11 protein-coding genes and 2 pseudogenes are annotated in these 13163 nt (G+C 68.7%); 6 read left to right on the top strand and 7 right to left on the bottom strand.

Going from position 1 to position 13163, the window contains the following annotated elements; genetic code table 11:
* The 3 genes from U9977_RS19735 to U9977_RS19725 form a co-directional block, all read right to left on the bottom strand.
* Positions 1 to 1169, bottom strand: a 1169-nt coding sequence (locus U9977_RS19735; protein WP_322750766.1) for a CaiB/BaiF CoA transferase family protein, incomplete at its 3' end; no start/stop codon positions are given.
* Entirely contained in the window at positions 1170 to 3593 is a 2424-nt protein-coding gene (locus tag U9977_RS19730; protein WP_322750765.1) for a CoA transferase, read from the bottom strand.
* Positions 3590 to 4726: an amidohydrolase family protein gene (locus U9977_RS19725; protein WP_416210702.1), complete on the bottom strand. Its 1137-nt coding sequence runs from the start codon at positions 4724 to 4726 to the stop codon at positions 3590 to 3592. The genes U9977_RS19730 and U9977_RS19725 overlap by 4 nt, the downstream gene beginning before the upstream one ends.
* Positions 4727 to 4828: 102 nt before the next feature.
* Between U9977_RS19725 and U9977_RS19720 the strand changes: the two genes are divergently transcribed.
* Positions 4829 to 5455: a TetR/AcrR family transcriptional regulator gene (locus U9977_RS19720; protein ID WP_322750763.1), complete on the top strand. Its 627-nt coding sequence runs from the start codon at positions 4829 to 4831 to the stop codon at positions 5453 to 5455.
* 242 nt (positions 5456 to 5697) lie between these two features.
* Here U9977_RS19720 and U9977_RS19715 read toward each other — a convergent pair.
* Both U9977_RS19715 and U9977_RS19710 read right to left on the bottom strand, forming a co-directional pair.
* Positions 5698 to 6204: pseudogene (locus U9977_RS19715) on the bottom strand (helix-hairpin-helix domain-containing protein); the annotation flags it as partial.
* A gap of 38 nt (positions 6205 to 6242) precedes the next feature.
* Positions 6243 to 6407 (bottom strand): annotated as a pseudogene (locus U9977_RS19710) (IS256 family transposase); the annotation flags it as partial.
* Between the two features lie 382 nt (positions 6408 to 6789).
* On the opposite strand from U9977_RS19710, the gene U9977_RS19705 reads away from it, so the two are divergent.
* A complete protein-coding gene (locus U9977_RS19705; protein ID WP_322750761.1) occupies positions 6790 to 7230 on the top strand; it encodes a nitroreductase family deazaflavin-dependent oxidoreductase in 441 nt (146 codons plus the stop codon).
* A gap of 252 nt (positions 7231 to 7482) precedes the next feature.
* Complete coding sequence (locus U9977_RS19700) at positions 7483 to 7656, top strand: hypothetical protein (RefSeq protein WP_322750760.1); 174 nt, start codon at positions 7483 to 7485, stop codon at positions 7654 to 7656.
* Positions 7657 to 8297: 641 nt separating this feature from the next.
* Here the strand turns inward: U9977_RS19700 and U9977_RS19695 are convergent.
* On the bottom strand, positions 8298 to 8942 hold the full coding sequence (locus U9977_RS19695; RefSeq protein ID WP_322750759.1) for a TetR-like C-terminal domain-containing protein: 645 nt from the start codon (positions 8940 to 8942) through the stop codon (positions 8298 to 8300).
* Positions 8943 to 9034: 92 nt separating this feature from the next.
* Here U9977_RS19695 and U9977_RS19690 point away from each other — a divergent pair, with 92 nt between their 5' ends.
* Complete coding sequence (locus U9977_RS19690; RefSeq protein ID WP_322750758.1) at positions 9035 to 9958, top strand: alpha/beta hydrolase; 924 nt, start codon at positions 9035 to 9037, stop codon at positions 9956 to 9958.
* Positions 9955 to 10509 carry a hypothetical protein gene (locus U9977_RS19685; RefSeq protein WP_322750757.1) on the top strand — a complete coding sequence of 185 codons (555 nt, stop codon included), beginning with the start codon at positions 9955 to 9957 and terminating at the stop codon, positions 10507 to 10509. Before U9977_RS19690 ends, U9977_RS19685 begins: the two co-directional genes overlap by 4 nt.
* A 12-nt stretch (positions 10510 to 10521) precedes the next feature.
* Here the strand turns inward: U9977_RS19685 and U9977_RS19680 are convergent, their stop codons facing one another.
* Positions 10522 to 12534, bottom strand: coding sequence for a TIR domain-containing protein (locus tag U9977_RS19680; protein WP_322750756.1), 2013 nt, complete (start codon positions 12532 to 12534; stop codon positions 10522 to 10524).
* 439 nt (positions 12535 to 12973) lie between these two features.
* Here U9977_RS19680 and U9977_RS19675 point away from each other — a divergent pair.
* A partial coding sequence (locus U9977_RS19675; protein ID WP_322750755.1) for a transposase occupies positions 12974 to 13163 on the top strand: 190 nt, incomplete at its 3' end.

The raw sequence follows: 13163 nt of genomic DNA, 5'->3' as shown, positions 1-13163 counted from the left end.
TCGGCGTTGTGTTCGCCCAACCTCGGGGCCCCGCGCTGAACGCGGTAGTCGATCCCGGCGATCAGCGCCGGGAACCCGATATTCGTGTACGCCCCCGCCACCGGGTGCGTGGTCTCGACGAGCAACCCCCGCGCCTGTACGTGCGGATCGGTGAGCAGGTCGGTCGCGTCGCCGTAGGCGGGTCCCAGCGCGATGTCGTGCTCGACCGCGATGGCGACCCACTCCGCCAGCGGGCGGGACCGGAAGATCTCGGCCAACGAACGGCGCAGATCGTCCTGGCCGCCGGCGAAGTCGACCGGCTGGCCGTTGCCGCCACCGATCAGGTCGTCGCGCCCGATCGCCCGGCAGAAGTTGCGCCAGAACTTCGGCTCGATCGCGCAGAACAGCAGCACCTTGCCGTCGGCGCACGCGTAGAACTGGTACTTCGCGCTGGCCCCGGTCTCGTCGCTGGCCGGCAGCGAGCGGCGGTCGGTGATCCGATCGTTGTTCAGGCCGTACGTCGCGCCGACCCACGAGTTGGCGACGACCGCGTCCGAGGCGGCCACGTCGAGGTACGCGCCCTCACCGGTCCGGCCGTGCCGCACGAGGGCCGCGGCGATGGCGTAGGCGGCGTAGATCGCGCCGGTCGCCGTGCCGTCGTCGCCGCTGATCCCGCCCATGAACGGCACCGCGGTCGAGGGGCGCACGAAGCCGTCTTCGCCGAGCTCGTGCGGATAACCGCCGGCCAGCGCGTTCATCATCTGCCCGTGGGTGGGGATCGAGGCGTACGGCCCGCGGGCCCCGAAGCCGGAGTACTGGCAGTAGACGATCCCGGGCCGGCGGGCCTGCTGCTGGGCGTAGCCGATGCCGAGCCGGTCGAGGGCGTCGCCGGCGTTGCCGTCGACGAACACGTCGGCGGTGTCGAGCAGCCGCCAGAAGGTCTCGAGGCCGTCCTGGGCGCGGAGGTCCAACACGACGCTGCGCTTGTGCTTGTTGACCTCGAGGTGGGCCGGGCTGTGGTGCGGCACGACCTGGCCGAGGAAGTCGCGCAGGTAGTCGCCGACCGGCGGAGCCTCGACCTTGATGACGTCGGCCCCGAGGTCGCCGAGCAGACAGCCCAACCGGTCGCCGTTGAAGAGCATCGCGGACTCCAGCACTCGCACGCCGTCGAGCAGCCCTGGTTGGCTCATCTAACGCATCCCCCTGCTGTGTCCGGCCGTCGAGGGCATCGTGCCGATGACCTCGGCGGCCTCGAGCGCGGCGTACTCCTGGTCGGTGACCCCGAGCAGGCCTTTCAGGATGTCGGCGTTGTCCTGGCCCAGCAACGGGGCTGAAGTCCGGTTGTAGACCGGCGGGCCGCTGGCGAGCCGGGCCGGATAGCCCTGCAGCAGCTGCCCACCGGTCACCGGGTGCAGCACGGTCTCGAAGAAGCCACGCTCCCGGATCGGGGTCAGCCCCGGCGACTCGTCCTGGCGCGCGACGACCGCCGCGGGGACCCCGGCCGCGACGAGCCGGTCGACCAGCTCGGTGCTGGCCTGCGTCGCCGCCCAGGCCGCGAGCCGCTCGTCGATCTGGTCGTGCGCGGCGTGCCGACCGGCGGCCGAGGAGAGCTCAGGCGCCTGGCTCCACTCGGGCCGGCCCAGCAGCTCGGTGAGGGCGCGCCACTGCTCGTCCGAGGCCACCGAGATCAGCACCCAGCGGTCGAGCTCGCCGGTCGGGAGCGGGTCGGCGGTGCGGTAGGCGCCCTGCGGCGCCGCGTGCGGGCTGCGGTTGCCCTGGCGGGTGAGGAGGGTGCCGTACGCCGAGTGCTCGATCACCTGCTCGGCCGCCACGTTGAGCGCGCCGAAGATCATCGGACTCTCGAGCAGCATCCCCTCGCCCGTACGACGGCGATGCTCGAGCGCGAGCAGCAGCGCGAAGGTGCTGTGGCCGCCGGCGAGCGGGTCCATCGGGCCGTTCGGGATCTCCGGCGGCGCGCCCGGCCAGCCGGTCAGCCAGGCGAGGCCGGACGCCATCTCCATCGTCTGGGCGTAGCCGCCGCGGTCGCGCCAGGGCCCGGACAGTCCGTACGCCGGGCAGCGCAGGAAGATGACGTCGTCGCGGACCTCGCGCAGGGCGTCGTACGTCAGTCCCCAGTTGTCCATGACGCGCGGCGAGTAGTTCTCGATGACGACGTCGCAGTGCGCGACCAGCCGGCGGGCCAGGTCGCGGCCGGTCTCGGAGCCGAGGTCGAGTGTCAGGTCGCGCTTGTTGGTGTTGGGGCCGATGTAAAGCGGGGCCCACTCCCACCAGTCGGGGTCGCCGAGCGGCTTGAGGCTCTTGAAGCGCAACGCGTCGGGCCGCTGGACCGACTCGACGTGGATGACGTCGGCGCCGAACATCGCGCAGACGTTACCGATGATCGGCCCGGCCCAGTTCATCGTGAAGTCGGCGATCCGCAGGCCGGCGAACGGCAACGCGTCCTCCCCTGGGGTGACCCCGGCTACCGCCGGGTTCCGGACGGGCTCGGCGCGCAGCCGCTCGGTGTCGCGTCCCGGCGCCGGCGCGGGCGCGAACGGCCGCCGCTGCGCGCCGCCGCCGAGCGTGTACGACACGTCCGGCTGGACGAACCCGCCGGGGTTGGTCGTGTAGGCGTGCCGCGCCACGAAGTGGTCGATCTCGGGGAGGGTGTCGCCCCGCCCGACCTCGGCGGCCGGCACGCGCAGGGCGTCCGCCAGGTCGAGGATCTCGGCGGTGGTTTTCGTCGCCGCCCACTCGTCGATCACGCCATTGAGCTCGGCCGCCCGCTTGCTGCGCTCTTCGAACTGAATGAGCGATTCGTCCGCCATCCACTCCGGCTGCTCGGCCAGGACGCAGAAGTCGAGCCACTGCTGGCCGGTGACCGTCATGAAGCCGACGTAACCGTCCTTGGTGCGGTGGATCGAGGGCAGGTTGCGCGCCCGGTTGCTGCGCATCGGCCCGCCGGCGATCGACGCGAAGGTCACCGGATACATGCAGAAGGTCAGGACCGCGGCCTCCAACTTGGAGACGTCGACCAGGTCCCCCGTCCCGCTCGTGAGTGACTTCCAGTGCGCCACCAGCCCGCCGATCCCGGCGAGCAGCCCAGCCGCCCACTCGGCGAGGTCGCCGCCCTCGATGACCGGCGGGTGGGCCGGGTTGCCGCGGGTCATCGGCGCGCCGGCGATGGCCTGGAAGACCGCGTCGGTCGCCGGCCGGTCCGCCCAGGACGAGCCGAGCCCCCAGGAGCTGATGGCGACGACGACCGCGTGCGGATAACGCGCGCGCAGGGCGACCGGGTCGGCGTCGGCGTCGGCGAAGACCAGGTCGGCGCCGCTGAGCAAGGCGTGGCCCAGCGGGTTATCGGGCGCCTGGGCGATCGCGCCGACGTCGAGGACCACCGACGACTTCGACGCGGCGAGGAACTGGAAGAGCGCGCCGTCTGCGCCCGCCGGGACGGGCTTGTCGCCGACCCGCCAGCCGCGCAGCCAGTCACCGGCCGGCAGCTCGACCTTGACCACGTCCGCGCCACCGTCGGCGAGCAGCTTGGTGGCGTACGCCCCGGAGATTCCCGAGGTGAGGTCGACGACCCGGACGCCCTCGAGCGGAGCGCTCACGCGCCGGCTCCGTTCCCGGTCGGCACGGTCAGCGGGAAATGGAAGAGCCGCTCGGCGTTGCTGTGCGTGATCGCGTCGACCTCGTGCCGCGGGACGTCGGCGAACAGCGACTTGCAGATCGCCTGGGTCCGCGGCCAGGTGGTGTCGGCGTGCGGGTAGTCGGTCTCGAACAGGATCCGGTCGTAGCCGTAGACCTCCCTGGTCGTCAGCCCCCAGGGCTCCTCGATCATGCAGAACCACATGTTGCGCTTGGCGACCTCGGACGGCGTCGCGCCCTCGAGGTGGCTCCAGTAGCCGTGCTTCTCCCACTGCGCGTCGGCCCGCTCGAGCGCCGCCGGGAGCCAGCCGATGCCGCCCTCGCTCCAGACGAACTTGATGTCCGGGAATGTGCGCGGAGCCGGCGAGCACATCAGGTTGAGTGAGTAGCGCGCCGTCTGCGAGAACGACGACGCGATCTCGACGATCGGGATCTGGTCACCCAGCAGCGTGGAGCTGCCTGCCGAGCCGACGTGCATGCAGATCGGGAGGTCGGCCTCCTGACAGACCGCGAGCAGCGGGTCCCAGGCCTCGGTGTGCCACCCGGGCATCCCGAGCTGCGACGGGTCCTCGACGAAGCACAGCGCCTTGGCGCCCTTGGCCAGCGTGCGCTCGACCTCCTTGGCCGCCAGCTCGACGTCCCACAGCGGCGCGATCGTCATCGGCACGAACAGCTCGGGCGCGGCGGCGCACCACTCGTCGAGGATGAAGTCGTTCCAGGCCTGGACGCAGGCCAGCGCCAGATCCTTGTCCTCGAAGGTGACGAACTTGCGGCCGCCGAAGCCCGGCAGGGTCGGGAAGTTGACGCTGGCGAAGATGCCGTCGGCCCGCAGGTCCTTCGCTCGCTGTGTGGGGTCGTAGCAGCCCGGGATCATGTCCGCGAAGCGGGCCGGCTCCATGCCCCACTCCTCGCGGGGCTTCCCGGCCACCGCGTTGAGGCCCATCGTGACCTGGCGCGTGCCCTCGTAGACCCACCACTCCCGGCCGTCCGCCTCCACGACGTGCGGCGCGGCCTCGCGATACTTGGCCGGTACCCGGGAGGACCAGACGTCGGCCGGCTCGATGATGTGGTCGTCGACGCTGAACACGTGGTACATGGCGCGGCTCCTCGCGGATCGGACGTGAACCAATCGGCAGTGACCTGGGTTACACCGTAAGGTAACCACCTTACGGGCCGACGGCAAGACCGGGAGCTGGCAATGACCACCGTGCGTCGAGGCTCGCCGCAGACGCGGGAACGACTGCTCGACACCGCGATCGAGCTGCTGGCCGAGCACGGGCTCGACGGGGTGTCCCTGGGCCGGATCGGGGTGGCCGCCGGCCAGAACAACAAGGACGTGATCGGCTACTACTTCGGCTCGCGCGACGACCTGCTCACCGCGATCGGCGAGCACATCGACCACACCCACCCGCGCCTGCACACGAGCAACACCGCGCTGCTCACCGTCCCGATCGATCCCGAGTCCGCTGCCCGGATCATGGTCGGCACGTTGAGCCCGCTGCTCGAGGAATCGCCGACGACGCTGCGATTCCTGGCGCGCGTCCTGGCCGACCCGCAGCGGAACCGCCAGCTCGCCGAGGGCGGCCTCGGTGGCAACTTCCGGGTGGTGAGCGCCGCGCTCGAAGCCCGGCTCGGGCCGCACGCCACGCTCGCCTACGTCTTCGCGTTCACGCTCACGATCCACGCCCTGGCCGACTACTCCCGCGAGCACGCGCCGGGCGAGGACCCGCCCGGCCGGCAGCTCTACGTCGAGGAGCTCACGCAGACGGTCACCGTCATCCTGGCCCGGATCGAGCCGGCTACGTCACCAGCGCCGGGCCGGTGACCGCCATCGCGCTGAACCGCCCCACCAGCCGGGCCAGGTCCGCGGCGTCAGCCGGATGCCTGCGTCCTCGCCGCCCTCGGCGACGCCCCGGCTGCGCGCTCAGCCCTGCGGGTCGGCTGGAGCCTGCGCGTCGACCGGGGCGGCTGGGTCGGCTGGGTCGGCCTGCGCGGCGACGACGGCGGCGGCGGCCGACGTGACGGCCGGGGCGGGGTCAGCCGGGTCGGGGTCGGCCGGGTCGGGGTCGGCCGGGGAGCCTCCTCCCCGTCGGCGTCGGTGGTCTGCGCGCACCCGGACCGGATCCGGGCGACGACGTCCGTGTGGCGCGGGTCGGCGAACCAGTCGACGACCGCCCGTGCGATGGTCGGGCCGACACCCTCCACGCCGGCGAGCGTCTCCACCGGCGCCGCCGCGATCGCGTCGACCGACCGAAGCTCGCGGGCGAGGGCGCGGGCCGCGGTGGGCCCGACGTGCCGGATCGACAGGCCGACGAGCAGCCGCCACAGCGGCCGGTGCCGGGCCGCCTCGATCCCCCGCAGAATCTGGTCGATCTTCTTGTCGGCGAAGCCCCGCAGCCCCTCGAAGGACTCCCCGGTGAGGTGGAAGACGTCGCCGACGTCCCGGATGCGGCCGGCGTCGAGGAGCGCAACCGCGGTCTCGTAGCCGAGGCCGTCGATGTCCAGCGCCCCCCGCCCGGCGAAATGGAAAACGGACTCACGCAACTGGGCCGGGCAGGACACGCCGTTCGGGCAGCTTTACCGAGTGTCCACTAAAGCGGGTACGGTCCACTATCCGCGGATACCTCCCCGTATTCCGCGCCGCAGATCCCGTCCGCCTCGGCGCCCATCAACGCCTCCGCGAACGCCTTCACCATCGAGCCCAACAGGTCCGGACTCGCCGCCATCAGCTCCTTGCCGAGTCCCTCGGTATCGGTCACAGTCGGACGCACGGCCATCGCGTATCTCCTCATCGAGTTGCTCTCGCAGGTTTCTCGTGAGGATCACGCGGTGGTCGCTCTACGTCACGGACCGCCGCTCCGGCGAGTCGTTAGACGATCACAACCCGTACACCACGTGCGTGGACTCCACTGAGTGCCGACGCACTCCCGGCGGCAAGAGCGGACGAGTCCAGCTTCCGAACCGCGTGACCATTGCAGTGACGCTTCGTGACCGTGGGCCTCCAGGCCGGCGACGCTCGGAGGGGAGCGCGGCTGCGTGGCTGAGGATGACGGGTGGGAGACAGGGAAACGGGCACGGCGCCCGGTCCGAACGGGAGCTCGATTCCCTTCACGGACACCTCGAATGGGCGTGTTCGGACAGGTCGTGTTGACTGGCTGCATGCCTCTCGACGGTGAGTACGAGCCGAGCACCCAGAAGTGGGTGCGTGACCAGGTGGAGCTGTACGAGCGGTCCGGCGGGACAGACGGCATCACACTGTTCGGGATGCCGGTGGTCATCCTCACGACCAGGGGCGCGAGGTCCAGGAAGATCCGCAAGACGCCCCTGATGCGGGTGGAGCACGAGGGTAGGTATGCCATCGTGGCGTCGCTGGGCGGAGCGCCGAAGAACCCGGTTTGGTACTACAACGTGATCGCCGATCCGCACGTCGAGCTCCGGGACGGCCCCACCCAGCAGGACATGATCGCCCGAGAGGTCGCCGGCGAGGAGAAAGCCGCGTGGTGGCAGCGTGCGGTCGCCGCCTACGCGGACTATGCCGAGTACCAGAAGAAGACCGATCGCGTAATCCCGGTCTTCGTCCTCGAGCCCGTGTCGCCCTGAGACGTCCCGCCGCGGTGGCGGACTGCCGCCGTGGCCGCCGGTTGGGCACACGCCTCGCGTAAGGCGACGGTTCCGTCCGGGACACTCATGCATACACGGCCCGTCATCTCCCTCGAACGGCTCACCAAGCGCTAACGCGCTCTCACGGCAGTCGAGGACCTGAGCGCAAATACCGCCGTCCATCCGACCACCGTCAAACGGCCAGCTAAGCGCAGGTGGAGCGACCTGAGTAAGCGCACCCAGCGAGCGATCGTGTTGGCGGCCGCCGCGGAGGGCGCGCTCAAGACGGCCGCGCTCGTCGACATCTGGCGCCGGCCAGCCGGCCAGATCCGAGGATCCAAGTGGGCGTGGATCCCGACGGTCACCCTGATCAACTCCTTCGGGCTGGCACCGGCGGCGTACTTCCTCTACGGACGGAAGCGTTAACCGCGCCTTCTCACCAACGGCGACGAGGTAGCCGACGGACCCACCTGGTACGAACCGACGAACGCACCACACGCGGCAGATGAGTGCGGTCGGGTTGGTCATCCCACCTGCCTCACAGGGTCACTCTCGGTGCCAGGGGTCGGGGAGTGGTCCGGTCTGGGATCCTCTGAGTCAGGGATACGGTGAGCAGGCTGATGTGTGCGGTCGTACCGACGCGAGAACCGGGGAAGGGCCGCGTCGAAATTGGCGGCGAGGACGACCGCGACGAGCAGTCCAACCACGATGCCTGCGAGGAGATCAACCAACTGGCCAACCCCGCCTGCTCCAGCGTTTGCCGAGAATGGCGCCGGTGTCCATGGGGGCGGCGCCACCCAGTAGGACGGTTGCGGTGGCAACAATGCGGATAGCGCTGTGGAGACGCTGACGGCGGCGAGAACCCATAGCCGCGCTCCCAAGGGTTCGGGGAAGCCGAGTCGTTCAGTGCCTGATCCTCTCCTAAAAGGGGAAGGTGCGCGATGATCTCTCAGCCGTGCCTCGCGGCGTCCGGCCAACTGTAGGGATCGCGCGAGCTTGGCCACTGGCTGGGCTAGTTGGCCAGTGGATGGCCACTGGGGTGTATCTGGCCACTTCAGCTGCAGCGTTTAAGAGCAGGGCGTGTTGTCGTGAGCTGGGCGCGGCGAGGCTCGCAGGAACGCCAGCGGAAGGAAGAGTTCGTCGACGATCTCGACGATCAGGTCGTAAGGAGCAGGCGATGGCTGGAGCGACAGCTCGGTGTGAAGCAGATCGACGGGAAGGCGTGCGAGGCGGGCCGGAATGTTGTCGGGGTCGATTTCGCCGCGTCTGCGGGCCCGTTCGAGGACGAGGTTCATCTGGTCGGCGCCGGCCGCGTGAGCTTGCCGTCGCAGGTGGGTGGCGAGTTCGTCGTCGATGTCGGGGACGGCCTGGGCGGCGTGGGCCCGCTGGTTCATCGTGGTCAGGACGGCGATGACGTCAGTGCGCAGAGTGCCGGTGTCGACGGGTGGGCGGGCCAGGTCGACGACTCGTCTGCTGACGGCGGCGGCGAGCAGGTCGGTGCGGGTAGGCCATCGGCGGTAGAGCACCGCTTTGCTGGTTCCCGCCCGCGCGGCAACCGCGGCGACGGTGAGCGCGGTGGAGCCGACCGCGGCGAGTTCGTCCCAGGCGGCGTCCAGGATGGCCTGGTCCAGGGCGTCCCCCCGCCGTCGGGACCGCGGTGCCGACCGGCCGTCACCGGAACTCGTCGCGGGCGCCCATCTGTCGGATGACATGCTCACAAGATACTTGAGTTCCCTATCGCGGTCGGCTAGCCTACCCTTACGTAAGATACCTGGGTTTCTTATCTGGTTTGGGGAGGCGGATCGTGCAGGACGCGCCACGGGTAGGGCTGCTGGCTGTGCCGGGAGCCACGCTCTATTTCAAGGTCCGAGGGGACGGGCCAGTGCTGCTGATGTTGCCGGGCGGTGACGGGGACGCCGACGCTACCGACGCGCTCGCCGAGCGGCTGGCCGGCCGGTACACGGTGGTCGGCTACGACCGGCGGGGGCTGACGCGCAGCCCGCTGCACGATCAGAACACCGCTGTCGATGTGGCGACGCACAGCGACGACGCTGCCCGGGTGCTCGCGGCGGTCACCGACAGCCCGGCGCTGGTGTTCGGTGTCAGCCTCGGGGCCCTGGTCGGGCTGGACCTGATCTGCCGTCACCCACAGCGGGTGCGGCTGCTCGTCGCGCACGAACCGCCGGCCACCGAACTGCTACCGGAGCGTGACCGGGAGCAGGCGGCCAGCGGCCAGGAGGAGATCGAACGGTTGTACCGCAGCGAGGGGATGGCCGCGGCGATGCGGCAGTTCCTTGCCCTCGCCGGGGTCGACATCACCGACCGGGAGGCCGACGTCGCGCCGCCGCAGCCCAAGCCAGAACGGATCGCCAACCTCACCTTCTTCCTGACCCATGACGCTCCCGCCGTGCGGCGCTACCGTCTGGACTGGCCAGGCCTGCATGCCGCGGCGGACCGGATCGTTCCCGCGGCCGGCGCCACCTCGACGACCGGTTTCGCCCACCGGTGCGCCCACGCCCTGGCTGCGGAGTTGGGCCAGCCGCTGGTGAAGTTCCCCGGCGGCCACTCCGGTTTCATCCTGCGCCCTGCCGGGTTCGCTGCCCGTCTGCACGAGGTCCTTGAGCAGCCGACACGACATGGGACCGGCGCCGGTGAGGCTATCGACCCGGCCGAGTCTCGCGTGCGACCCGATGCGGGCCCGCCGGCTCGCCCGGTGAGCCGACGATGACCAGCGCGTTAACCGTCTCGTTCACCCGGCGCCGCGGACAACTGGACCGGGTGCACGTCACCCGCAGCGACGCCTCGACGACCCGCTGGGAGTTCCCCAGCTACGGCGACGTCCTGCCGCACGACCTCGTCCACCTGATCGTGGAGGTGGAACTCGGCCTGACCGACGGCTTCTGGGGCCTCATCGATCAAGGCGCCGACGTGGTCATGGTTGACAGCCAAGCCGTCATTACCCGCGACCGCGTGCCCCTCACCGAGCAGCCCGGCGCCGACTTCACCGGCCTCATGCGAGCCGAGGAAGCCGTCGCTCTCCTCGGCCCCCAGCCTCATCTGGAGCAACCCGGGAAGATCATCGTCGCGCGGCTCGACCCGGACTCCCTCACCGCACCCGACCCGCGCGACACTGCGCACCGGCTCGGATTCCAGCTACCGAACACCGCCACACCTGAGCGCATTGACGCGATCCACACCCGCCTCCGCACCCTCGCGCGCCAATGGCGTGACACGGACGACGGCACGATCACCCTCACCTGGCGCCGCGACGCACAGTGACAAACGGGATCGTCACTGAGGCTCGATGAGACGGGCGACTTCGGCGAGCACCTGCTCCGCCTCCTCGCGGGTAACCGCAGCGAGGGTCCGGCTTCTGGGGTTCGGGTGCTGGAACCTCGCGATGGCCGGCGTCTGATGAAAAGCGCTGGCTGCGACCAAGATCGGTACTATCCGGCAGCCTCTGTTGTCGGCTGCCGCGAGCAGCTTCGGCAGCTCCACGTCTCGGATGAAACTCGAGGCCAGAAAGTCGGCGCTGATAAGTAGAATCGCAGACGCCGCGGAATCGAGCGCCATGTCGATCTCGCTCCGCCAAGCGTCGCCGATCCGGATGCGTTTATCTGACCACACGTCCAAGCGGCCGTCGCGTTCCAGCGGGCTAAGATGGACCAGCAGTCGGTTGAGCCAGAACTCGTCCTGGTGACTGTAGCAAATGAAGACTTTTCTTCTGGATGTCGGTGAGCGTTTGCCTGCTCCCCGCAGGAGACGTTCCCGCTTGAGCTGCCGAATATAGAAAATGAACTGCGGATCGTCGGCGATCAGACGCCTTCGTTGTACGTCATAGAATAGGTTTCCGGATATCAACGGGTTTCCCGCCAGGCCGGCACCGATCCCCTGCATGAAGAGGCGGTCCACCGCACGTGACAGTTTGGGGTTCTGCTTCCGGTACTCGTCCAGGTATAGAACGCCGTCCGCGTTTTTCGCCAGTCCTATCAGAAGCTCGATGCAGATAGTTTCGTCCGAATCGTCCAGCGCGGCGAATTCCTCCACGAGCTCGTGATATTTTATTCGCAGCTCCTCCGAAACTAGCTCTAGGGCGCTCCGAATATCGGTGCGTACCGTCTTGAGGCTGCGCGCCGTCTCCTCAATGCGGGCCATCGTCACCAAGTGCCAACACAACGCTTGGGCGATGATCAGACTTCCGCTCGATGCCCTCACGATCGAGAGCTTGTCCTCGAATTGGATGTTGAGCGCCTTCTCGCCGAGTTCCACCAACGCCAGCAGCTCATTCTCGGACGCCGCCTTGGGTCGGAAGATCCTAATACGGTTGGCAATATCTGGGCTGATCTTCACGAGCGAGCGCGCCGTCTCCGGAATACCGACGACTACGATCTTCCTTGAGCGGGCGCCACTGTCCGCGAGGCGCTTGAGGTAGTCGACGACGCGGCCTTGCTGCTCGATGGATAGCCGGTGGTGATCGTCTATCGCGATGACCCCGTCATGGCCGTCGATGACCAGCTTGTCGATCTTCTCTACGTCCCGTGGAACCCGGGCGCTGTAGACCGTCGGCTCGCCGAAACGGGCCTTGTCCTGCTCCATGGCATGCATCAACAGGGACGTCTTGCCGAGACCTGAGGGACCTTCGAGAACGATGCTAAGCCCAGGCTGACGCAACGTCATCTTGAAGGGCAGGAAGTGCTGCTGCTGCACGAAGGTAACCTCTGGTGTTCCGGTTGGCTGAAACACCTCACCGACCTCCCGGACAGGCGGGCGTCGGTCTGCGTGTAGTGGCGGGAAGACGGGCCCGACCGGATCCTGGGGCTTGACCGGCGGAGTGGCATCTCCAGGCATCTGGGGGAACGGAAACTGCGGCTCGGCCGTTGGCTTGGCTCGGCCACTGATGGCGTATCGGATGTGCTCTTGCAGCAGGCGCGACGCAGCTGTTGCGGTGACGCCGAACATGTCGATGCTAACGATCTGGCCGAGCAGCCCTGGCCGCGGACAGTCCTCGATCCTGATGGGTATCAGCTTTCTGGCGAGCCCGAGCGGGTCCGCTCTAGCGGCTGCCTGCCACTCGGCCTGACCGTATACGGACCGAAGATAGGCGTGGGACAGGAGGGCGATGGTTTGCCGCGCCTCCGTGATACCGGCCTGCATCGACGTCATCCAGCTTGCGCCGGGAACGAAGTCCCAGGCTTGGACGAGTACGCGGTAGCCGGCTACTTCAAGCTGCCAGGCGACCCACTCCGCCCATGCCCTATCGGACTCCGTGTAGGAGATGAAGAAGTCCCATGAAACCTCGGTCACACGTGCCCCCGCTCGCCTGATCCGTCTTGCAGCATGCTACAGCTCGCATGATCTCGAACCTACGAGCATGGTCAGACGGCTGTTGACGCCTGTTGCGTACCGTGACGAATGCCAAGACGTGAACCAGCCCTCGTAGCAGCCGCTCATCGGCATGAGCGGACGCGCCCAAAAACGCCGCGGAGTGCCTCACCCCCGCGCTGATGTTACTTAACGTCATGGATAACGATCTTTGACTCCATCGGGGCGGGTCAGGTATGACCGTGTCCGGTGGAGCCGAGTACGACCGTCGATGGCCCGATCGCGGTAGGGACCGCCCTTGCGGGCGGCCCCCCGCTCAGAGGGCGTCTTGTTCGTGTTGGTGGTGACTCATCCGATAAGTCTGGATGATGATGGGCCGGGTACACCTTTAAGGATCTGGAGTTGCCGGTAGGCCCGCGGTATGCAGCCTCGACCCACCTACCGTTCCGACCTCTCCGACGACCGCTGGGCACTGATCGAACCGGTCCTGACCGCCTGGCGGGCCAGCCATCGCGGCCTGGGCATCAAGCAGCCGATCCACGACCTCCGAGAGATCGTCAACGCGATCCAGTACGTGACCCGGACCGGGATCCCCTGGTCATACCTGCCCC

This window comes from Protofrankia sp. Cas8, assembly GCF_963555845.1.
Lineage (GTDB): Bacteria > Actinomycetota > Actinomycetes > Frankiales > Frankiaceae > Protofrankia.
This window is presented reverse-complemented; position numbering and strand designations above follow the sequence as displayed.